Source organism: Ureibacillus acetophenoni, assembly GCF_900220965.1.
Classification (GTDB): Bacteria; Bacillota; Bacilli; order Bacillales_A; family Planococcaceae; genus Ureibacillus; species Ureibacillus acetophenoni.
In genome coordinates, this window is record NZ_OBQC01000003.1 from 197986 (window position 1) to 219833 (window position 21848).

22 protein-coding genes and 1 riboswitch are annotated in these 21848 nt (G+C 32.6%); of the genes, 7 read left to right on the top strand and 15 right to left on the bottom strand.

Going from position 1 to position 21848, the window contains the following annotated elements; genetic code table 11:
• The first annotated feature begins 62 nt into the window (after positions 1-62).
• Entirely contained in the window at positions 63-1454 is a 1392-nt protein-coding gene (locus tag CRO45_RS06375) for a nucleoside-diphosphate sugar epimerase (protein ID WP_097148818.1), read from the top strand.
• A 92-nt stretch (positions 1455-1546) separates the two neighbouring features.
• Here the strand turns inward: CRO45_RS06375 and CRO45_RS06380 are convergent, their stop codons facing one another.
• The 4 genes from CRO45_RS06380 to CRO45_RS20015 all read right to left on the bottom strand — a co-directional run bounded on the left by CRO45_RS06380 (position 1547) and on the right by CRO45_RS20015 (position 3423).
• Positions 1547-1687 carry a transcriptional regulator gene (locus CRO45_RS06380; RefSeq protein WP_097148819.1) on the bottom strand — a complete coding sequence of 47 codons (141 nt, stop codon included), beginning with the start codon at positions 1685-1687 and terminating at the stop codon, positions 1547-1549.
• A 146-nt stretch (positions 1688-1833) separates the two neighbouring features.
• Complete coding sequence (locus CRO45_RS06385) at positions 1834-2259, bottom strand: GatB/YqeY domain-containing protein (RefSeq protein ID WP_097148820.1); 426 nt, start codon at positions 2257-2259, stop codon at positions 1834-1836.
• Between the two features lie 98 nt (positions 2260-2357).
• Entirely contained in the window at positions 2358-3218 is an 861-nt protein-coding gene (locus CRO45_RS06390) for a patatin-like phospholipase family protein (protein ID WP_097148821.1), read from the bottom strand.
• 49 nt (positions 3219-3267) lie between these two features.
• Positions 3268-3423, bottom strand: coding sequence for a hypothetical protein (locus CRO45_RS20015; RefSeq protein ID WP_170949423.1), 156 nt, complete (start codon positions 3421-3423; stop codon positions 3268-3270).
• Positions 3424-3573: 150 nt separating this feature from the next.
• Here CRO45_RS20015 and CRO45_RS06395 point away from each other — a divergent pair, with 150 nt between their 5' ends.
• The gene (locus CRO45_RS06395) at positions 3574-4740 is read left to right on the top strand and encodes an aminotransferase class I/II-fold pyridoxal phosphate-dependent enzyme (RefSeq protein ID WP_097148822.1); all 1167 of its coding nucleotides are present in this window, start codon (positions 3574-3576) and stop codon (positions 4738-4740) included.
• A gap of 57 nt (positions 4741-4797) precedes the next feature.
• Here the strand turns inward: CRO45_RS06395 and CRO45_RS06400 are convergent, their stop codons facing one another.
• Both CRO45_RS06400 and CRO45_RS06405 read right to left on the bottom strand, forming a co-directional pair.
• The gene (locus tag CRO45_RS06400) at positions 4798-6021 is read right to left on the bottom strand and encodes an AI-2E family transporter (RefSeq protein WP_097148823.1); all 1224 of its coding nucleotides are present in this window, start codon (positions 6019-6021) and stop codon (positions 4798-4800) included.
• Positions 6022-6087: 66 nt separating this feature from the next.
• Entirely contained in the window at positions 6088-7041 is a 954-nt protein-coding gene (locus CRO45_RS06405; RefSeq protein WP_097148824.1) for an LCP family protein, read from the bottom strand.
• A 147-nt stretch (positions 7042-7188) separates the two neighbouring features.
• Between CRO45_RS06405 and msrA the strand changes: the two genes are divergently transcribed.
• From msrA to CRO45_RS06420, 3 genes are all read left to right on the top strand, one after another.
• The gene (gene msrA / locus CRO45_RS06410; RefSeq protein ID WP_097148825.1) at positions 7189-7704 is read left to right on the top strand and encodes a peptide-methionine (S)-S-oxide reductase MsrA; all 516 of its coding nucleotides are present in this window, start codon (positions 7189-7191) and stop codon (positions 7702-7704) included.
• A gap of 185 nt (positions 7705-7889) precedes the next feature.
• The gene (locus CRO45_RS06415; RefSeq protein WP_097148826.1) at positions 7890-9494 is read left to right on the top strand and encodes an ABC-F family ATP-binding cassette domain-containing protein; all 1605 of its coding nucleotides are present in this window, start codon (positions 7890-7892) and stop codon (positions 9492-9494) included.
• A 162-nt stretch (positions 9495-9656) separates the two neighbouring features.
• Complete coding sequence (locus CRO45_RS06420) at positions 9657-10364, top strand: hypothetical protein (protein WP_097148827.1); 708 nt, start codon at positions 9657-9659, stop codon at positions 10362-10364.
• 67 nt (positions 10365-10431) lie between these two features.
• Here the strand turns inward: CRO45_RS06420 and CRO45_RS06425 are convergent, their stop codons facing one another.
• Both CRO45_RS06425 and CRO45_RS06430 read right to left on the bottom strand, forming a co-directional pair.
• Positions 10432-10632 carry a cold-shock protein gene (locus CRO45_RS06425; protein ID WP_036179813.1) on the bottom strand — a complete coding sequence of 67 codons (201 nt, stop codon included), beginning with the start codon at positions 10630-10632 and terminating at the stop codon, positions 10432-10434.
• A gap of 253 nt (positions 10633-10885) precedes the next feature.
• Entirely contained in the window at positions 10886-11203 is a 318-nt protein-coding gene (locus CRO45_RS06430; RefSeq protein WP_235864536.1) for a DUF1033 family protein, read from the bottom strand.
• A 303-nt stretch (positions 11204-11506) separates the two neighbouring features.
• Here CRO45_RS06430 and CRO45_RS06435 point away from each other — a divergent pair, with 303 nt between their 5' ends.
• On the top strand, positions 11507-12157 hold the full coding sequence (locus CRO45_RS06435) for a 5-bromo-4-chloroindolyl phosphate hydrolysis family protein (RefSeq protein ID WP_097148828.1): 651 nt from the start codon (positions 11507-11509) through the stop codon (positions 12155-12157).
• Positions 12154-13272 (top strand): toxic anion resistance protein, encoded by a 1119-nt coding sequence (locus tag CRO45_RS06440; RefSeq protein ID WP_097148829.1) that lies wholly within the window; start codon positions 12154-12156, stop codon positions 13270-13272. The genes CRO45_RS06435 and CRO45_RS06440 overlap by 4 nt, the downstream gene beginning before the upstream one ends.
• An 86-nt stretch (positions 13273-13358) precedes the next feature.
• On the opposite strand, the gene CRO45_RS06445 is transcribed toward CRO45_RS06440, so the two are convergent.
• The 7 genes from CRO45_RS06445 to CRO45_RS06475 all read right to left on the bottom strand — a co-directional run bounded on the left by CRO45_RS06445 (position 13359) and on the right by CRO45_RS06475 (position 21795).
• The gene (locus CRO45_RS06445; RefSeq protein ID WP_097148830.1) at positions 13359-13565 is read right to left on the bottom strand and encodes a DUF6501 family protein; all 207 of its coding nucleotides are present in this window, start codon (positions 13563-13565) and stop codon (positions 13359-13361) included.
• Positions 13566-13804: 239 nt separating this feature from the next.
• Positions 13805-14635, bottom strand: a complete 831-nt coding sequence (locus CRO45_RS06450) for a hypothetical protein (protein WP_097148831.1) — start codon at positions 14633-14635, stop codon at positions 13805-13807.
• A gap of 118 nt (positions 14636-14753) precedes the next feature.
• On the bottom strand, positions 14754-15488 hold the full coding sequence (locus CRO45_RS06455) for an amino acid ABC transporter ATP-binding protein (RefSeq protein ID WP_097148832.1): 735 nt from the start codon (positions 15486-15488) through the stop codon (positions 14754-14756).
• A gap of 13 nt (positions 15489-15501) precedes the next feature.
• A complete protein-coding gene (locus CRO45_RS06460; RefSeq protein ID WP_097148833.1) occupies positions 15502-16224 on the bottom strand; it encodes an amino acid ABC transporter permease in 723 nt (240 codons plus the stop codon).
• 85 nt (positions 16225-16309) lie between these two features.
• Positions 16310-17146, bottom strand: coding sequence for a transporter substrate-binding domain-containing protein (locus CRO45_RS06465; RefSeq protein ID WP_097148834.1), 837 nt, complete (start codon positions 17144-17146; stop codon positions 16310-16312).
• Positions 17147-17249: 103 nt separating this feature from the next.
• Positions 17250-17436, bottom strand: a riboswitch (Lysine riboswitch).
• 207 nt (positions 17437-17643) lie between these two features.
• The gene (gene odhB / locus CRO45_RS06470; RefSeq protein WP_097148835.1) at positions 17644-18891 is read right to left on the bottom strand and encodes a 2-oxoglutarate dehydrogenase complex dihydrolipoyllysine-residue succinyltransferase; all 1248 of its coding nucleotides are present in this window, start codon (positions 18889-18891) and stop codon (positions 17644-17646) included.
• Positions 18892-18987: 96 nt separating this feature from the next.
• Positions 18988-21795: a 2-oxoglutarate dehydrogenase E1 component gene (locus tag CRO45_RS06475; protein ID WP_097148836.1), complete on the bottom strand. Its 2808-nt coding sequence runs from the start codon at positions 21793-21795 to the stop codon at positions 18988-18990.
• Between the last annotated feature and the right edge of the window lie 53 nt (positions 21796-21848).

A 21848-nucleotide genomic window follows, 5' to 3' on the forward strand; every position in this document is an offset into this window, starting at 1 on the left:
CAACACTTTTCGCTATGGTTTTTTAATAAAAAGTATATAATAGTAATATATGGAGGTACAAAATGCTTAAAATTAAAAATATTGAGTTTATCAAGGCAGTTTATGATGATTCTCTTTCACATAATATCTTTTCTATCGCAAATATAGAATTCTCAAACTATCCTCCAATTAATGGTGCCCTTTTATATTGGAGAAAAAATTATAATACAAAATCTGAATATACTCCTGAAGGTGATTATAAGTTCTACTATGATATGGCAAATGGAAATTATTTTGCATCGGTTAAATTTCCAAAAAACGTAAAACTAACTCGAGATCAAAAACAAGAACTTGCCTTTATCTTATTAGATGAACGGGGCTCAATTGGATCCTACAGTTTAAAAACTCATAAAAACCGTAAAAATCATTTTAATCCAAAGAACTCACTGGAAAGTTTAGATTTTCCGGAGGATTTTCAACCAAAACAAATACCTTCATATGTTGGGCCTTTAGTAGAAGAAAAAGAAATTGAAGCAATAATTAAAACAAATCCGACTTTAACTAAAGAATTTATTGAAGACTATTGTTACTTCCGTTATCAATTAGCTCGATTACATCCTTCTGAGTTTGAAGCTTATTTAGAATATGTGGACTTTTCATATATTTGTTATGCTTGCGACCAATTATCTGAAAAATATTTAATAGAGCATTTAGATCAAGTGGATGTAGCAACATTGCAATACAACTACCCTGTTCTTTCAAGATTATCTGCCTCTTTCAAAAGATATATGGTAAACGAACTTAAGCGATTGAATGAGACAGTTAATCAGCATTTTGAACATGAAATTGATTTATTTATAGAAGATGAAACATACTTCAGCGAGTATGGATATATCGATTTAATGGATGAAAATATTGAGATCGAAGAAGAAGAAATTGAATATCTGTTTTTTGAATATGATCGTGGACCTAACAAATGGTATGGCAGTGAACATCTAATCAAAGGAATCCCTTCTTTTAGAAGCCAAGTTTACGATGATTTAGGCTATAAAAAGCCGACAAATAAGGAAATGGATGTTGCAATCAATTCCTATACACCTTTGCAAATTTCACTTCTTAGTGCAATATTGGAACCCCATTGGCTCCACAGGTACCGTGAAATAATAGATTGGAAGGCTGCCTGTTTATATAATCAATATTTAACAGATGACTTCTTAATTGCTCATATGAATTATGTTCAATTTGAAGCACTAGGTCAAAATTTATGGTGTGAAGTATCGGAACAGTTCATTGAAACATATATGAATTGTTTCAATCATAATCAACCAGTTCCTTTCATCATTAGACATTTAACGGAACAAATTTATTTAAATCATAAAGATACAATACAAGTGGATAGTGATTTACTATATCAATATTATCCTTCTATTGGTGACGATGAATATGAAAAAATTCAAAGTCTTTTAGAAGATTAATTTAAAAGGTTACCTTAAACTTTTGAATAAAGTTAAGGGTAACCTCTTTTTTCATGTATTTAGCTTCTAATTTAATTTTTTACCAAAACCTATTACCTATCAGCTCGATCGTTATAGGCAGCTAATTGTTCTTCGGATAGGCTTTTTAAATAATGATACAAATTAATTGGTTCAATACCAAATTCTTTACATTTTAAAACGTAATAATCATATCCTTCTTGATAATTTGACATTGAAATCAACCCCTACTCTGTATTATAACAGTTAAAATATTTATAAATTAATATAGTACAGATGAATTGAGTTGTCAATAAAATTTTTCAGAAAATTAAAAAAGGATGACTTTCTCTGGCATAAAAGAATGTCATCCCGTTAATTATTAGATTAATGATTTTACAACTTTTGAAATTGTTGCACCATCAGCTTTTCCAGTAAGAAGAGGTTTTGCAATTTTCATTGCATCTCCCATATTCATACCTTTTGTAATTCCAGCTTCCGTTAGAATAGGAATGATTTCTTCTTCTGTTAATTGCTTTGGTAAAAAGCTTGTTAAAAGAGCTAATTTCGCTTCTTCTTTTTCGATTAAATCTTCACGATTAGCCTGTTTTGCACCATCTAATGATTGATTTGTTTGCTTTATTTCACGATTGACAATGGCGATTTCTTCTTCAAAAGTCAGTTCCGCGCCCTTTTCCTTTACCGCGCTATCAAGAGCTGATTTTAATAAAGTTAAGACACCTTTTGCCACTGTATCTTTGTTCTTCATTGCTTGTTTTAATTGATCAAATACTTGTGTTTTTAACATATTTACTATACTCTCCTCATTGTACTTATTTTACTTTATTGTTTCCAACAGACTGTGCTAATTTACATCTGGCTTGTCAAATCATTCAAAGCCTAAAATTAAATCCCTAAAAATTGTTTAAATTCTTCCATTCTTTCGATAGCTTGTTTATATCCAAGTTCATAATTTTTACGCATCACATTCACGTCTTTTTCTAAACTTTGGAGTGCATGCAGAGGTCTAAATATGAATACCTTACCTTGTTCTTCTAATTTCTCAATATAACGAAGGGTTTCATTGTAACGTATTACTCTTCTTTTCATCGTTTCAACTAGCTTTGGATATCTTTTACTTAGTAGTTTCATCGTAAATTTACTTTGACGATCTGTATGTTTACGATACCCTAAAGGTCTAGTTAAAATAAGAACATGTTTTTCATATCCATCATTTATTGCTTTTTGAATAGGTATTGGATCTGCTAGCCCTCCATCAAAATATGGTTCTTCTCCTAACTTTATTTCAGGAAACATAATTGGAATAGCACAAGTTGCACGTAATAGAGTACAACTTGTATCCATTTCCAAAGCATTCTTATATTCAACTTGACCAGTTTTTGCATTAGTTACTCCAAATTTTACAGTTCCCTTATAGGCGCGGAAAGTTTCCCAGTCAAATAAATCTAATTGATTTGGAACAACATCATAAGCAAAATTTAAACCAAACAAACTTTTTTCTTTAAGGAAATTTCTAAAACCCATATAACGTTTATCGTGACGGTATTCCGATAAAACTCTAAAAGTTCTTTCTTTTTGTTCCGAGACATACGAACAAGCATTAATCGCACCTGCTGAAATACCGACTATATACGGCATCAACATTTCATGATCTAAAAATGCATCTAAAATACCTGAAGTAAAAACTGTGCGAAACGATCCGCCTTCTAAGATTAGGCTCGTGTCTTTCACGTTTAATAGTTCCATTAGCTTCCCCACTTAATTTTATATTTATATTAATAATTTTACTATAATTTTACCATTCAATGGGAAGTAAAGCCTTGATGGAATCAAAATTTATATAGATGAAATAAACTAATAAAACAATTAATGCAAGTGAAAGCAGTTTCTTTGTTAGTTTCCATAATATTATTATCCCTATGACTAGTAGAATAATGACTAGATAATCCACGAAATTCCTCCTAACCACTATTAAAATATTCCCTTATACTACAATTGTCCATTATGCGTACCCCAATAGCATACTAGATTACCATTTAAAGTATAACAATTTATGATAGAATATAAGAAAAATGTTGTTCAATATAAGGAGTGTGCAAATTTGAATATTATTCCTTCAAAGAAAATGTCATTATATAAACCTGCGATTTTTTCTTCACTTAAAAGTTTTGCAAAGAAACAGCAACAAGAAAAAGGGATGGAACTGATTGATTTAAGTTTAGGTAGTCCGGATATCCCTCCCCATGAAATGTTACGTGAACATATGGCAAAGTTAAGCTTACTTCCTACATCTTATGGATATACACTGGCAGCTTCCACACAATTTAAAGAATCTGTTGCTAGTTATTATGAAAGGGTAAATGGTGTTGAATTAAACCCATCTACAGAAGTAATACAAACGATAGGCTCACAAGAAGGGTTAGTTCATCTACCTGTAGCTTTCTGTGATCCTGGTGATATTGTTTTAACAACTAACCCTTCATATGTTGCTTATGATGCCGGTATTAAACTAGCTGGGGCAACAAGCTATTATATACCTCTTGATGAAAAAAGAGGATTTGTGCCAAATCTCCAAGCAATACCAGAAGAAATTGCACAAAAAGCGAAGCTATTAATTATCAATATGCCAGGTAATCCTGTCCCTACAACTCCTTCTATTGAATACTTTACGGAAGTAGTAGAATTCGCTAAAAAATATAACATTATTGTATTACATGATGCTGCTTATTCAGAATTTTACTTTACAGGTGATCGACCTATTTCGTTTTTAGCTACTCCTGGTGCAAAGGAAGTTGGCTTAGAAATTAACTCACTTTCTAAAAGTTTTAGTTTAGCCGGTGCTCGTGTCGCTTACATAGTTGGAAATGCTGAAATGATTAAAATTATTAGTCAATTAAAATCAAATTTAGACTTTGGTATTTTTGACCCAATCCAATCTACTGCTGCTCTTGCATTAGATAATGCAGAAGAGATAACAAAAAGTTTACGTGAAATTTTTTCTGAACGCCATAAAGTTTTGACAAAAGGTGTGCAAGAACTTGGTTGGGAAGTTGCTCCATCTAACGGAGGGATGTTTGTTTGGGCGAAATATCCATATGGTCTAGATAGTGTCTCATTTACTTTTAAAGTAATTGAAGAAGTTGGTGTTATAATGGTCCCTGGTACAGAGTTCGGTACTGAAGGTGAAGGTTATGTTCGTCTTGCATTAGTACAACCTGTAGAACAATTAGAAAAAGCAATTGAGAAACTAAAAACTTTCACTCTATAAAATAAAAACTGGATGTCCAACACTCTGATTGGACATCCAGTTTTATATTGTAATAACTTAAACTTCGAATTTTTTCGTAGAATCTGTCTCGAATCGGTTATAGCGTCTTTTAAATAAACGATACACATGTGAAACGACAACTTTTAAAATAGCATAACCTGGTATCCCGAGAATTACTCCTGCTACGCCAAATAATGAACCAGCCGTTAATAATACGAATATGATCGTAATGGGATGGATCGATAAGGATTTTCCCATAATATTCGGTGTAATAAGCTTTCCTTCAATAAGTTGAACAATCGTCCAAACAATTACAAGTGACACAAGCATAAGTGGAGAGTTTACTAATGCAATAATAATAGCCGGAGTAATCGCAATTGCAGGTCCTAAATATGGGACGACACTTGTAATCATTGCTAAGAATCCTAAAACAAATGCGTAATCTAAGCCAATTATTAAGAACCCAATGGTCATCATTACACCAATACAAATTGATACTAAAATTTGACCTTGAATGTAAGAACTAACTTGTTTATCAACTTCTTTCATAACTTCACTTACTTCACCTCTTGCGCGGGGAGGTAAAATACTTAGTATGAATTTTGGAAGTTTCTCACCTTCATATAATAAGTAAAATAATATGAAAGGAACTGTTACAAGTGATAATACAATACCTGTCAATGTTGAAACAAATCCAGTTATACCTGAAGCAACACTTTTAGCAACATTTGTAAATGTATCTTGAACGGTTGTAGCAACATTACTTGTAATATCAGTCATCACTTTTTCATAATTAAAATTATATTCTCTAAATATATCTCTAAAACTCGAATTATTTAAAAATGAAATAATATTTTCACTTACAGCCATAAAATAAATCGGGAACTCTTCTATTAAGTTTTTAAATTGGTCCCGTAAAAATGGATAGACAGCAACAACTAGTAAAGTAATTAACCCTAACACGATTAAATACAGTATTAATATTGCCCAAACTTTAGGAACCTTCCAATTTACTAAAATTCGTAAAAATGGTCTTAGTAAATAATAAGCTATCACAGCAAGAACACCTGGTAATATGACCACTTCAAACAGAACTTGTAGTGGGTAAAAAATAAACGATATTTTGTCATACACAAAAATAACGCAACCTAATAGCAATAATGCAATTAGAGTAAATAATAGATTTTTACCACCTAAAAATCTTATAAATTTCGTTGAAAAAGTATTTGATAATTTATTACCATTACCATTTTCCTTTCCATTTTCTCTTTCTCTTTCCAAAGAACCACCTCGCAAAACAATTCATTCTAAATTTATTTCATCATTTTAATCTAACAGAATTCACCTTTACTCCCCATCTAATTTGATAAATTCATGTAAATATTGTGTATTTAATTCTCGGTCAATCTCTATTACTGATCCAGCATGACTATAATCTGCATATCTATAAGTTCCCTCAACAGGAATAGTCATCTTATCTATTTCAACTTTTCCCTTCAATGTTACGGAGATCACTGTATTAATTTCTTCTGAGGTAGTCATATCTGTAGAAACATATCCTTGTAAAGCTCCAATTAATCTTGGCAATTTCGTCATATTTTGGGGAGATAAAAATTCATCTTTAATTGCTTCTATTACCTTTTGTTGACGTTCAACTCGACCAAAGTCCCCTGCTTCATCATGTCTAAATCTTGCATATCCTAACAATTCTTTACCATTCAATTTGTGGACACCTTTAGTAAGTGTCACATCAATGAAGGCAGACATATCTTTTTCTACATCAATTTCAATACCATTTGGTGCAATTATATCAATCAAGGATTCGAAACTCTTAAAATCAATTACTACATAATGGTGGATGGGAATATCAAACATGTTCGTAATTGTATCTTTTAATAGCTGAACACCACCTAAAAAATATGCTGTATTTAATTTGTAAGATTGATAACCTGGAATTTCAGCATATATATCTCTCATAAATGAGACAAGTTTCAATTCATTTGTTGAATGATTTCTAGATAGGACCATCATCGTATCCGATCGAGATTTCTCTTCGCCTCTACTATCTATCCCAACAATCAAATAATTTGTTATATTTTCTGTTGGTTCGTCAGCTACAAAAGCTTGTACTGGTAATTTCGTTTCACTCGCTAATTCTAGTCCTGCTCTATACTCTAAAACAATATATACTCCAGTTGTAACAATAAGTATCAAAATAAGGATAAGAAATAATCTACCTTTTCTTAACTTTTTCCGAGTATTTCTAGAACTTCTCGTTTCATGAAATTGATTTTCTTCCATATTAACCCCCCAATTTAAGAGTGCAACTATTATATCTTTTATGTTTGAAAGTTTTATACTATTATCATCTTATAAGATTAATCATTAGTGCTGTCAAATTTAACATGATACAATTCTAGTTGTTTTAATCATAGAGGAGGAAAAAATTTGGAAAAAGCTACATTTGCAGGTGGATGTTTTTGGTGTATGGTTAAACCATTTGACCAATGGGATGGTATACATAAAGTGACATCAGGATATATGGGTGGAACAATTAAAAACCCAACATATGAGCAAGTTAAAACAGGAACTACTGGTCATTATGAAGTTGTCGAAATCGAATTTGATTCTTCAGTGTTCCCTTACGATCAACTATTAGAGATTTTTTGGATGCAAATCGACCCTACAGACGACGGTGGGCAATTCCACGACCGTGGAGATCAATACAGAACAGCCATTTTCTATTATAATGATGAACAACGTTTGATTGCTGAACAATCTAAGAAAAAACTTGAAGAAAGTAAAAAGTTTACTAAACCGATTGTAACAGAAATTTTACAAGCAAGTGAATTTTACACTGCTGAAGATTATCATCAAGATTACTATAAAAAAGAACCTGAACATTATAAAGAAGATCGTAAAAAATCAGGGCGCGATGAATTTATTACAAATCATTGGGATTAAATATTTAGCGACTGGAGAATTATATCTCTGGTCGCTATTATTTTGTTTTTCCTTTATACAATTGAGATAGTTTAAATTCTAATATCTACATGCTATAATAGTAATTATGTGTATATAAGAGTATCTCCATTATTTGGGGATTTTTATGCTTATAAGAAAACTGACATAGTTAAGGAGGTACTTACATGATTCAAGTAAGTAATGTAGGTCTTCGATATGGTGATCGTAAACTATTTGAAGATGTTAATATTAAGTTCACACCTGGGAACTGTTATGGTTTAATCGGAGCAAACGGTGCAGGTAAATCTACTTTTTTAAAAATTTTATCTGGTGAAATTGAACCTCAAGAAGGTCATGTGTCAATGGGTAAAGACGAACGTTTATCCGTATTGAAACAAAATCACTTCGAGTATGATGAATTCACTGTACTTGATACTGTAATTATGGGTAACAAACGTCTTTATGAAGTGAAAACTGAAAAAGATGCAATTTACATGAAAGAAGATTTCTCTGATGAGGATGGAATGCGCGCAGCAGAACTTGAAGGTGAATTTGCGGATTTAAACGGTTGGGAAGCTGATTCAGAAGCTGCTACACTTTTAAATGGTCTAGGTATTGGTGACGAATTACACTATATGCAAATGAAGGAATTAGAAGGTTCTGAAAAAGTTAAAGTATTACTTGCTCAAGCTTTATTTGGTAAACCTGATGTTTTACTTCTTGACGAGCCAACGAACCATTTAGATTTAAAAGCTATCCAATGGTTAGAAGAGTTTTTAATTAACTTTGAAAACACAGTAATCGTAGTATCCCACGACCGTCACTTCTTAAACAAAGTTTGTACGCACATTGCTGACCTTGACTTTGGTAAAATTCAACTTTACGTTGGTAACTATGATTTCTGGTATGAATCATCTCAATTAGCATTAAAGATGGCTTCAGAACAAAATAAGAAAAAAGAAGAAAAAATTAAAGAATTACAAGAGTTTATTGCTCGCTTTAGTGCTAACGCATCTAAATCGAAACAAGCAACTTCTCGTAAGAAAATGCTTGATAAAATCGAGCTTGATGATATTCGTCCATCTAGCCGTAAATATCCGTTCATCAATTTCCAAATTGGCCGTGAAATTGGAAATGACGTGTTAACAGTAGATGGTTTAACTGCAACACAAGAAGGCGAAGTATTATTTAAAGATATTCGCTTTATGATGAATAAAGAAGATAAAATCGTATTACTTGGTAACCCTCATGCTAAAACCGCATTAATGGATATTTTAATGGGTCAACGTGAAGCTGATAGCGGAACTTATAAATGGGGTGTAACAACATCTCAAAGTTATTTTGAAAATGATCACGATAAATACTTTACAGGTTCTGAAAAATCATTAGTAGAATGGTTACGTCAGTACTCTCCAGAAGATGAAACAGAAAGCTTCTTACGTGGTTTCTTAGGTCGTATGTTATTCTCTGGTGAAGAAGTGAAAAAATCTCCTTCCGTTCTTTCAGGAGGAGAAAAAGTACGTTGTATGTTATCAAAAATGATGCTTTCAAGCGCGAACGTTTTACTATTAGATGAACCAACAAACCATTTAGACTTAGAATCCATTCAAGCGTTAAACGAAGGATTAATACGTTTTAAAGGTGCCATGATCTTTACATCTCATGACCATCAATTTATTCAAACAATTGCTAACCGTATCATTGAAATTCAAGAAGACGGTTCAATTTTAGATAAACAATTAACTTATGATGAATTCCTAGAGTGGAAAGAAGCACAAGGTATTAAATAAAATCAAAATCCGGTAGGGAGATCGTTTCAAGTCCCCTACCGGTTTTATTTTTGATTGCAATTTTAGTTTACATAATAATATTATTTCTTTGAAAAGTTTATGTTTTGAATAGTCGATACTTTGTTTAATATTTGGATATATTATTAGTAAGGAGGCAGTATTATGAAACATTTTCTATTTATTACTTTTATACTCTTACTTACAGCATGTACAAATGTGCAAAATCATTCTTCTGAACAAAGTGATCCTCAAGTAATCACATCAAGTGAAACAAAAAATGAAGATAAAACGAATGAGCCAAATGTTGCAAACGAACAAGAAGCTGTTGACGAAGACATTGACTATACTAAATTTTTCATGCCTAATGAATCAACTGCATACTTTTTAGGTGAAGGGAATGAATTTGCAACTTTCACTATCCATACAAAGTGGTTGTCAGAACGTTACGTTGCTCTAGTAGAAAATAATGGTGGCGCAGTGACGCTAAAAATCTATCGAGTAATGGATGAATACAATAAAATTGATAAAGTTTACGACCAAGTCATTGAAGAATTACCTAACAATGTAGAATACCCTTCGATTAGTGAACTAGATAGTCTACCTATGTTAGAAACCTATTTAACCGGTCCAATTGAAGTGGGAACGGTTATCAATGGATGGGAAATTGTTCAAGTAGATGTAACACTTGATACTCCATATCAAACTTTTGACCATGTATTTGTATTGGAAGAAACTTCAGAAGATTTTATTAATCGAAAGTATTTTGCCCTTGGTTATGGTGAAGTGAAACGTGAATCCATCATGAAAATTGATGGTGAAGAGGATTTTGTAGTAACTTCTGTTCTTGAAAAAATTGAAACAGCAAAATAAATGTAAAAGAGGCATTCAATAATGAATGCCTCTGAATTAACGGTTATAATTTTTTAATTTTTAAAAATTAAAGTTTTACAACGTTAGCAGCTTGTGGTCCACGGTTGCCATCTACAACTTCGAATTCCACTTTTTGACCTTCGTCAAGAGTTTTGAAACCTTCGCCTTGGATAGCTGAGAAGTGTACGAATACGTCGTTTTCGCCTTCTACTTCGATGAATCCAAAACCTTTTTCTGAATTAAACCATTTTACTGTACCTTGTTTCATTTAAAAAAACCTCCAAAAAGAAATTAAAGTTAACAATAAATCCACCATTTTCCGTATAAAAAAAATCACATATTACAAGAGTACCGACATAACACCGATCACTCTTTCGTAATATGTGAATCATTTGTATCCGGTCTAGCAATTTTATTGTTATAATCATTATACCATCATTTTATACCCTGTCAAAGGAAATTATTCAAAATTGTAGTAAATTTTCAATTATTTCTGTAAATTGAATGTAAATTTTTATTTACTATTCTCTTTCAATTATGATTCCATGGTATATTTGAATATCTTCATCACAGGCATCACAATATTCACTTTCCTCATCTGACCAAAAAGCATAATATTGATGGCCTTTTGTTTTTTCGTTTGGAAACTTTTCTCTAAATAGTTTTAGCTTATTTTCTAATGCTTTTTCTAGAGCTTCCTCTGAATCAAATAGATCAGTTGAAACGATATGATCTTGCCATCCATCAAACTGCCACCACGGTTCATAATCTGCTTTCATATAGATTAATTTAAACATTAATATTACACTTCCCTCTTTACCTACGTTGTAAGTAATCATCAATCCTCTTATGTTAATTCAATTATTATTAATAGAATGTTATTTATTAATTTAATACATTTTCCAAATTACCGCTCATATTTTGACTCGCACGTTTCGGTTGTGCACCATATGCTCGAGACGAAGTTCCAATCTTTGCAATGAAATGGCCTAATTTAAACATTATTTTATATGACCAATTTATACAAAATGTTTTAAAATGCATTATAAAAGATGTAACATATACTTATAAATAATGAAAACGATTGAAACTTTTTGTTTTGCTAATTCGTATATAAAATTATAATGTAAGGGGGTACAATTATGTTAGGTGCAATGAATTTTATAACAAGACATGCGTTGAGCTTTGTAATTAGTTTAACTGTATTTATATTAACTGTAGTTAATTTTGATTTAGGCATTGTTATCGTGCCGATAATCACAATTTTAACATATTATGTAAGTAGTAAAGCGATTAAATTAATACAGAAATCAAAGAAGAGTAAAGAAATCGGTTTAACAAGGTCTGAATATAGTCATATTGAAGAACAGTTAAAATTAGCAAGAGGCCATATTTTATCCTTAACACAACAGTATATTAAAGTTCGTTCCATTAGTTCATTTAAAATTTTAAATGAAATGACTAAATTAGCCCGTAGAATTTTGAATATTGTTCAAACAAATCCTACAAAATTTTATAATGTGCAAGATTTCTTTTATTCGCATTTACCGTCAGCCGTTGAACTTACAAGTAAATATACTTTACTCACACAACAGCAATTAAAGGATATGGAAATTCAACTGGCACTTGAAGATACTCGTAAAACGTTAAAAGACCTTCATGAAACGATGGAAGGTGATTTGAAAGCAGCATTAGAATCAGATTTAGAACATCTAAAAATGGAAATTGACTATGCAAGATTATCAAATGATAAAAATCGTAAGCAAATAAATTATCGAGGTGACAATGAATGACACTAGAAAAGAGCTCCAATCAAAATTCTATACTGAATAGTACGAGCTCTTTTTTTGATGTACCTAATGGAGAGGTGATAGCGACGGATCAGTCCCCTTCTATATTCTCCTCATTATCCGAAGAAAATCAAAAAAACGCATTGTATCTTGCGAGTACAATTAATACTGACAATTATAATGCAGTGCTCCAGTTCGGTGTGGAAGCTCAACATAATTTAAAACACTTTACGAACAATTTACTCATTCAAGTACAACGAAATGATACATCACCTATTCGTGAGGTACTTTTTAGATTAATGGAACAACTAGAGAAAATAGATCCAGATGCTCTAGTTGAAAACAATAAAGGCTTTTTTTCGAAGTTATTTAATCGTTCAAAAACGACGATCCAAGAACAAATATCTCATTATAAAAGATTAAGTGTACAAATCGATCGACTAAGTATCCAATTATTACATGCCCAAAAAGGGCTATTATCTGATATTAATATGTTAGAAGAATTATATCGTTTAAATGAAGAATATTACCATAACATTAATGTTTACATTGCTGCTGGGCAATTGAAAAAACAGGATATGATGTCAAATCAACTTCCAAAACTACAAAATGAAGCCATCGAACAGAATGATATGATTAGTAAACAAAAGTTAAATGACTTTTTACAAGCAATTGAATGGTTAGATAAACGTATTTATGATTTACAAATATCACGTGAAATTGCCATTCAATCAGCTCCGCAAATTCGACTCATTCAACAAACGAATCGAATGTTAGTAGAAAAAATTCAATCATCTGTTTTAACAACAATTCCATTGTGGCAAACACAAATTTCAATGCTTGTGAATATTAACAACCAACGCCGCATTAATATGGCTGGTCAGAGGTTAATGGACGTATCAGATGACATGATTCGGAAGAATGCTAAAATGATTGAAACTACTGCGCGGGATTCAAAACGACATAAATCCATTTCCCATGCGGATATTGATAACTTTAAACAAACACAATTACAGTTAATTGAATCTATTGAAGAAACTTTAAGGGTTCAAGCAGAAAGTAATGTTCAACATGCTGAAATTGAAGCGAAAATGGAGTCACTTTCAAAGAATAAATAAAAAACCACGCCCGAAAGCTTTTTTACTTTCAGTCGTGGTTTTAGTTTTGATTTAAAAGGTAAAATCAATAATGACTATATTGCTCATTATTCAACTGATTCAAAGTAATCTTTATAATATCCGCCAACTTTTCCTGTGTTGTCTACTACAAAGATAAATTCTTGAGTTTCATTTTTTACTTCGTATTCTTTGCCTACAGTCAAAACATTTGATACTAGGTACTTTTCAGCATTCGTATTCACACATTTAACTTTTCTAATTGTTGGAGCATCTTTCCATTTTAAATTTAACATAAAATTTACCTCACTTTAACTTTTCACATATATAATTCTATTTCATATTTTATCCGATTTCCACAAATTTGTGAAATTATATCTAGTATGACCTATTTGAAACGGTATCTATTTCATGTTACCATTATCGTAAAGAGGTGTTTACATATGTCTTTCGGAGCAGTTCCAACATGGTTTTATGTCATTGCATTCATTTTTGCAATTGGGTTTATAATTATCGCTGAATGGAATTCAAGAAGTTAAATTAGTATTATAAATGTAATTATTAATATATTGAACAAAGACTTGTCTATGATCATATAGTATAGGCTAGGTTTACCACTACCATACTTCCATTCAAGTAGAACTCCAACTATCGTTAGTATGAGCAATATTAAAATGATCCAACCAATATGAACCACTATCCTAAAGAACACAATGGCTAATAGTAAAATAATAAATGATAACAATAAAATATAATAACAAACTTTTGCTATTTTATTCTTTTCAATTTTTCTAATCTTATCAATATCATATTTTCTTTTTATTAATTTTTCACTAATAAATAGTACGATTGAACATATGAATAGTAAAATTGAAATCCATTTTGTTCCACCATTACGAATTGTATCGTATAAAACATATTCATTAATATCCAATCTTCTTAATTCTAGAGAATCCCTCGTATACCATTGCTCTTCATTAATATTATAAATATATCCGATTGGTAATAATTTGTAGTTATTAATAGTACCGTCTTTATAAACTAAGGACAAATTAAAAAATATTTTTTCACTTTCATGAAATTCTGGAGGATCAATAGGATCCATGTGTGTTATATACTTTTCAGAATTCCCTAATACATATTCATCATGAATGCTATTTACATTTGTATATAAACTGGATGGAATCACATTAAAATCAGTAAAATTAGAATAGCCCATGTAATATATTGATTGTAAGCTATTACCATTTTCAGACTGGCCAGGTTCAATTTCGTGTTTGCTATTTAATTGAATCATTATTAAACATATTATTAAAAAGAAAACAGTACCTGTTAAAATCCATTTCAAAAGTTTGTATTGCTTCATTTCCCAGCCCCTTCCAAAATCCCCTCTCCTACTACTATAAACGAACAACATTACTAAAGATGTAAGAAAATGAAAAAAAGACAAATTCCTTATAATTTGGAATCTGTCTTTCTTAGTATTATTTTAACGTTCGTTTTAAGAATTCTTTCGTTCGATCATGTTGTGGATTAACCAATACTTGACTAGGCGGTCCTTCCTCAACAATTACCCCTTTATCCATGAATACGATTCGGTCTGCAACTTCTTTTGCGAATTCCATCTCATGAGTTACGATTAACATTGTATTTCCTTCTTCGGCCAGTCTTCGCATAACTTTTAAAACTTCCCCAACCATCTCAGGGTCTAATGCCGATGTAGGTTCATCAAAAAGCATTACATCAGGATCCATAGCTAATGCACGGGCAATTGCTACACGTTGTTTTTGTCCACCAGATAACTGACTTGGTTTTGCACTAACATATTTATCCATACCGACAATTTCTAAATATTTTAACGCGTTACTTTCAGCTTCTTGCTTTGATCGTTTTAACACTTTTTGTTGTCCAACAACACAGTTTTTCAAAACATTATGATTGTTAAACAGGTTAAAACTTTGGAATACCATACCTAAATGTGTTCGGTGCTTTCTTATATCATGATTTTTATCTAGAATGTTTTCGCCATTATAAATTATTTCTCCACCTGTAGGAGTCTCTAATAAATTTATACAACGCAATAAAGTGGATTTTCCTGAACCAGATGATCCGATTAAACAAACGACTTCTCCTTTGGCTACTGAAAAGTTCACATCGCGTAATACTTCATGGTTTCCAAATGATTTGTTTAAATGTCTAATATCTATTACCTTTTCCATTCATTATTCCCCCTTACGCGCTCTTTTCTGGTTGAAAATTGTAGTCTTTCGGACCATCAAGTTTCTTTTCAAATAATCGTAATAATTGTGAAGCTGTGAATGTCATAATTAGATACATCACACATGCGATCAAATAAGTCTCTGCTGTTTTGTAATTAATACTTGCAATCGTTTGAGTAACAAAGAACAACTCAGTTACACTAATTACACTTAATACCGCTGAATCTTTAATATTCATAATTAGCTGGTTACCAGTAGCAGGTAAAATATTTCTAATTACCTGTGGTAGTATTACATGAATCATTGTTTGGAAATGACTCATCCCAATAGCTTCTGCAGCTTCATATTGACCTTTTTCAATCGAAACAATTCCACCACGAACATATTCAGCCATATACGCACCAGTATTCAATGAAACTACTAAAACAGCTGCTACAAAGCGATCCATTACAAATCCATAAGCAGCAATACCATAAAATACTACCATCGCTTGTACAATCATTGGTGTACCACGGAATATTTCTACATAAACCGATAATATAAAGTTAACGATTTTTAATAAAAACGATTTAAAGGATTTTTCACGTAATGGAATCGTATGCATTACTCCGATAAATAATCCGATAAGAGCACCAATAATTGTACTAAAGATTGCAATTAACAGTGTTATATATGCACCTTTTAAATAACTTGGCCAATTTTGTTCTAAAATTGAGAGTATAGACTCTAAACTCATAAATATCCTCCTAACAACATACTGTTGTATTAAAGTGGACACTGACTACTAGAAAGTAGTCAGTGTCTTGTTTAATTTACTTATTTTATTTTGGTTGATTTTGAATAACTGTGTCCATTAATTGTTGACGTTCTTCTTCTGAAATCTCTGCTAATGCAGCGTTAATTTTTTCTTGGTTTTCGTCACCTTTACGAAGACCGATTGCTACAGCAGCATCTGCTTCACTAATTTCAAAACCATCTTCTAATTCAATGAATGTAAATTTAGAATTTGCAGATGTAGAAGAGATCGCTTCTGGTCTTTCTGCCACATATGCGTCAATTACTCCAGAGTCTAATGCAACTCTCATTTCTGTAAAGTTGTTCATAGCTACTTCTTTTTGTACATTCGGAATTTGGTCAATAACATTATAATTTGTAGTACCTAATTGAGAAGTAACTTTTGCGCCAGCAAAATCAGCTAAAGTTTTTGCATTTGCATATTTACTATCTGCTTTTGTTACAATTACAAATTCACTTAAATAGTAGTTTTCAGTAAAATCAATTGCTTGTTTTCTTTCATCAGTTGGACTCATACCAGCAATAACTGCATCAATTACATTTGTTTGTAATGCAGGAATTAAACCGTCCCAATCTGTTTTTACAATAACTAATTCTTTTCCTAAAGCATCTGCTACACGTTTTGCAATTTCAACGTCGTAACCACCAGCATACTCATCAGATCCTTCAATTTTAACAGCACCATTAGAGTCATCTTGCTGTGTCCAGTTAAATGGAGGGTAAGCAGCTTCTAAACCAACTTTAAATACTTCTTTTTCTCCTGTAGATTCGTTTGAAGACGTACTTTGTTCAGCAGAACCACAAGCTGCTAAAACTAGAATTGCAAAAATTGTAGTTAACATAAAGACTAAATTTTTTCTCATATTTTTTCTCTCCTTAAATATATTTATAGGTATATATGAAAAAACGACCTAGAAGATTCTAGGTCGCGTGTATGTAATATACCCAAATCCTCAATTATTCCCGTTTAGAGATAGCACAACTCAAGTTAGTTGGGAAAACTATACTTGAGACAGTCCTGCAATTATTCACTGCAGACCCAGCATAAAGCATTGAGCATACCTTACACTTCGGCGATATTTCCTTCTTTTTCATTTCATCGTTTGCTCGAACTCTATGAAAAACTAATAAATATCGCGCCTCTACCTCACAACAAATAAGTGAGGTTATATATTAAATTATATTAATATGTTACGATACAGTATTCCTAATGTCAATAGGTTGTCATCAGATAAGTATCCAAAATATCAGAATAATGTATTGTTAGAATATTCTAAATAGATATTTTTACACTATTTTCAAAAATTTATGATGAAAAAAGCTCTAGCGAGATAACAATATCTGCTAGAGCCAACACTTATTAAGAATTTAATAATAAATCTTCTGGATTTTCAATAAGTTCTTTTACTGTTTTTAAGAATCCTACTGAATCTTTACCATCAATAATTCTGTGGTCATAAGATAACGCAACGTACATCATCGGACGGATCTCAACTTGACCATCAATAGCTACTGGACGGTTTACAATTGAGTGCATTCCAAGGATACCAGCTTGTGTTCCGTTCATAATTGGTGTAGACATTAACGAACCGAATACTCCACCATTTGTAATAGTGAATGATCCACCAGCCATATCGTTTAATCCTAATTTTTTGTCACGAGCTTTTTTAGCTAAGTTTGCGATATCTTTTTCAATTTCAGCAAAGTTTTTGCTATTAGCATCACGTACTACTGGAACTACTAAACCTTCTTCTGTAGATACAGCAATACCGATATCAAAGAAGTTGTTTAAGTGAATTTCATCGCCAACGATTTGAGCATTAACGTATGGATATTTTTTAAGTGCCGCTACTACAGCTTTTGTAAAGAATGACATAAAGCCAAGTTTAATATCGTTTGCTTTTACGAATTCTTCTTGTTTACGTTTACGTAAGGCCATAATGTTTGTCATATCAATTTCGTTAAAAGTAGTTAACATTGCTGTAGATTGTTTAACTTCTAGTAAACGTTTTGCAATTGTTTGACGACGACGGCTCATTTTTTCAATCGTTACACGGTCAGATTGTGCTGCAGGAGTAAATACTACAGGACCATTAGCTGCTGCTACAGGTGCTGCTTGTGCTGCTACTGGAGCAGTTCCGTGAGCTGCAACATCTTGAACTCTTACACGACCTTGTGGATCTACTGGAGAGATTGCACTTAAGTCAATTCCTTTTTCACGAGCTAATTTACGAGCTGCAGGTGAAGCCACTACACGATCATTTGAAGTTTCTTCAGGTGCTGCTACTGGAGTTGCAGGTTGAGCTGCAGTAACTGGTGCTGGTGCCGCCTCTGCTTTTGGTGCTTCAGCTGCTGGCGCTGCTGGAGCGCCTTCGCCAGCTTCTACTACTGCTATTACTTGACCTACTAATACTGTATCCCCTTCTTCAGCTAGGATTTGTGTTAATACTCCTGCTTCTTCGGAAATAATTTCAGCATTTACTTTATCAGTTTCTAGTTCAACGATGAATTCGCCTTTTTCAACACGATCTCCAACTTTTCTAACCCACTGGGCAATTGTTCCTTCTGTAATCGATTCTGCTAATTCAGGGACTTTAATTTCAGCCACAATAATATCCTCCTTTAATATCATGCATGTTTACATAAACATACATTCTTCACTACTAATATCTAGTAGCTAAATTACCTTTATGATCATATTTTTTTACGCGAAAGCGTCTTCAATTATTTTAGCTTGAGCAATTTTATGAGAATCTGCGTCACCTTCAGATGTTGATGACATTTCTGGTCGACCTACATATTTTACTTTTTTACCTTCTGCTAAATCTAATAAATATTCTAATGCGTATTTCCAAGGTCCTTGGTTTTTAGGTTCTTCTTGTACCCATCGAATTTCTTTTACATTTGGATATCTTGAAATAATTTCAGATAACTTTTCAGATGGGAATGGATATAATTGTTCCACACGTAAAATGTGTGTATTATCAAAGCCTTCCCCGTCTTTTACATGTTCTGCTAAGTCAATTGTGACACGTCCAGAACCTAATAAGATACGTTCAACCTTTTTCGGTTTAGTACCTAATCCAGGTTGTTCGAATACTTCTTGGAAAGTGCCTTCAGACAGATCTTCAATTGATGCTGCTGCTAATGGGTGGCGAAGTAATGATTTAGGTGTACCTACAACTAATGGACGAATTGCATCTGTTTCTAACATTTTTGCTTGTCGGCGTAATAAGTGGAAGTAGTTACCTGCATTTGAACAGTTTGCTACAGTCCAGTTATTTTCAGCTGATAATTGTAAATATCTTTCAATACGAGCTGAAGAGTGTTCTGGACCTTGACCTTCCATACCCGTTGGTAATAACATAACTAATCCTGTTTTTTGACCCCATTTAGAACGTGCAGCAGAAATGAAATTATCAAACATTACTTGAGCCATGTTTGCAAAGTCACCAAATTGCCCTTCCCAAAGCGTTAGAGCCTTTTTATGTTCTAAATTGTATCCGTATTCAAAACCAACAATAGCAGTTTCTGTCAATGGTGAGTTATGCACCGCAAACGAAGCTTTCGAATCAGAAATGTTGTGTAATGGAACAAATTCCGTACCGCTGTTTTTATCGTGTAAAACTAAATGGCGTTGAGAGAAAGTTCCTCGCTCAGCATCTTGACCAGTAATTCGAACTGGGTTACCGTCGCGTAAAATTGCAGCAAATGCTAATGTTTCTGCGTGACCCCAATCAATTTTTCCAGTTTCAATTGCTTCAACTCGCTTGTTTAGAATTCTCGCAAGTTTATTTTGTGGCTCGAAGTTTTCCGGCCAAGCTAATAATTCGTTATTAATTTGTAGTAAATCTTCTTTAGGTACAGAAGTATCAACAGCTGGGAAGTCATTTTTCACTGCATCAGGCATTTCGATGTCTAAGTGATGACCTTTTTCTTCTCCAACTTGTTTTACATGGTCATAAGAAGTTTGCATTCCTGCATAAATTTCTTCATCCAGTGTTTTTACTTCTTCTGCTGTAACAATACCTTCGTTTACTAGCTTTTCCCCGTAAATTGTACGTACTGTCGGGTGTTTTGAAACAATTAAATAAGTTAATGGATTTGTTACAGTTGGATCATCAGTTTCATTATGACCAAAACGACGATATCCGATTAAGTCTATTAAAATGTCTTTACCAAAAATTTGACGATATTCAAACGCAAATTTAGCCACGTTCACTACAGCTTCTGGATCATCTGCATTCACGTGAATAATTGGAACTCCATAACCTTTCGCAACATCAGAAGAGTAACGTGTTGAACGTGAATCGTAATGTTCTGTTGTAAATCCAATCATATTGTTTGAAATAATATGAACAGAACCACCTGTACTGAAACCTTTTGTATTTGCATAGTTGAATGTTTCTTGTACAATTCCCTCACCTGCAAAGGCAGCATCACCGTGGATTAGTACCGCTAACGCTTTCTTCGGATCATACGTAGGATAACCTGGTTTTGATGCATCTTCTTGTGCAGCACGTGTAGCACCTGTAACTACAGGGCTTACTACTTCTAAGTGTGAAGGGTTATAAGCTAATTTAACTTTTAAACCTGATTTTTTTGTATGTGTAGCACCCATATGGTACTTCACGTCACCAGTCCAACCTTTTGTTATTTCTAAACTACCGTCTTCAGGTAAGAAATAATCATTTGGAACATGGGCGAAGTCCGCAAACATCATGTCATAAGGTTTGTTTACAACATGTGTTAATACATTTAAACGTCCTCGGTGTGCCATACCGATTTGTAGTTGATTCATTTTTTCTACTTCAGCTTGTTTCACTAACTCATCTAATAGAATAACTAGTGTATCTAAACCTTCAATAGAGAAACGTTTTTGACCTACAAAAGTTTTATGAATAAATTTTTCAAAATCTTCAACTCTTGTTAATCTTTCTAGAATTGCTTTTTTCTCTTCATTAGTTAAGCTCTGTTTTAATGTACCAGATTCGATTTTTGATTGAATCCAGTCACGTTCATTTTTATCATCTATATGAGAATATTCGAAACCGATTTTTTCAGTATAAATTGAACGTAAATAATCGATTGCCTGTTTCCCATTGGAAACGTTTGCAGGCGTGATCGTAAAGAATAGTGACGCAGGCATTGCACTTAAATCTGCATCAGTTAAACCATAATAATTCAAATCTATTTTAGTAGTATCTAATTTACGATCCTTTAAAGGATATAAATCAGCAGCTAAATGACCGAATGAACGAATCGCATCCGCTAATTGCACAGCCGCAAACACTTTTGTCATATTATTAGGTTGTACATTCGCTACTCCCTCTGTAGCAACGTACTCCTCATCCACAATTGGAGCACCAAATTGTTGGAATAATGCTACTAATTCTCGATCAACTTCTTCAGGTGACTGTAAGTACAATTCATATTGTTCCATTACATAGCCTAAGTTAGGACCTGCAAACGCTGACCAAGGAGAACCAACAGCTAAAACATTGTTCGACATGAGAATAACCTCCAAATTTGCCATGTGGCAATTCCTTGTTTCAATATTATTTA

What these genes read in the sequence shown, in the direction of transcription:
- CRO45_RS06375 (WP_097148818.1), top strand. Translation starts at nt 63, where the DNA reads ATGCTTAAAATTAAAAATATTGAGTTTATCAAGGCAGTTTATGATGAT.
- CRO45_RS06380 (WP_097148819.1), bottom strand. Translation starts at nt 1,687, where the DNA reads ATGTCAAATTATCAAGAAGGATATGATTATTACGTTTTAAAATGTAAA.
- CRO45_RS06385 (WP_097148820.1), bottom strand. Translation starts at nt 2,259, where the DNA reads ATGTTAAAAACACAAGTATTTGATCAATTAAAACAAGCAATGAAGAAC.
- CRO45_RS06390 (WP_097148821.1), bottom strand. Translation starts at nt 3,218, where the DNA reads ATGGAACTATTAAACGTGAAAGACACGAGCCTAATCTTAGAAGGCGGA.
- CRO45_RS06405 (WP_097148824.1), bottom strand. Translation starts at nt 7,041, where the DNA reads ATGGAAGAAAATCAATTTCATGAAACGAGAAGTTCTAGAAATACTCGG.
- CRO45_RS06415 (WP_097148826.1), top strand. Translation starts at nt 7,890, where the DNA reads ATGATTCAAGTAAGTAATGTAGGTCTTCGATATGGTGATCGTAAACTA.
- CRO45_RS06420 (WP_097148827.1), top strand. Translation starts at nt 9,657, where the DNA reads ATGAAACATTTTCTATTTATTACTTTTATACTCTTACTTACAGCATGT.
- CRO45_RS06425 (WP_036179813.1), bottom strand. Translation starts at nt 10,632, where the DNA reads ATGAAACAAGGTACAGTAAAATGGTTTAATTCAGAAAAAGGTTTTGGA.
- CRO45_RS06430 (WP_235864536.1), bottom strand. Translation starts at nt 11,203, where the DNA reads ATGATTACTTACAACGTAGGTAAAGAGGGAAGTGTAATATTAATGTTT.
- CRO45_RS06435 (WP_097148828.1), top strand. Translation starts at nt 11,507, where the DNA reads ATGTTAGGTGCAATGAATTTTATAACAAGACATGCGTTGAGCTTTGTA.
- CRO45_RS06440 (WP_097148829.1), top strand. Translation starts at nt 12,154, where the DNA reads ATGACACTAGAAAAGAGCTCCAATCAAAATTCTATACTGAATAGTACG.
- CRO45_RS06445 (WP_097148830.1), bottom strand. Translation starts at nt 13,565, where the DNA reads ATGTTAAATTTAAAATGGAAAGATGCTCCAACAATTAGAAAAGTTAAA.
- CRO45_RS06450 (WP_097148831.1), bottom strand. Translation starts at nt 14,635, where the DNA reads ATGAAGCAATACAAACTTTTGAAATGGATTTTAACAGGTACTGTTTTC.
- CRO45_RS06455 (WP_097148832.1), bottom strand. Translation starts at nt 15,488, where the DNA reads ATGGAAAAGGTAATAGATATTAGACATTTAAACAAATCATTTGGAAAC.
- CRO45_RS06460 (WP_097148833.1), bottom strand. Translation starts at nt 16,224, where the DNA reads ATGAGTTTAGAGTCTATACTCTCAATTTTAGAACAAAATTGGCCAAGT.
- CRO45_RS06465 (WP_097148834.1), bottom strand. Translation starts at nt 17,146, where the DNA reads ATGAGAAAAAATTTAGTCTTTATGTTAACTACAATTTTTGCAATTCTA.
- CRO45_RS06475 (WP_097148836.1), bottom strand. Translation starts at nt 21,795, where the DNA reads ATGTCGAACAATGTTTTAGCTGTTGGTTCTCCTTGGTCAGCGTTTGCA.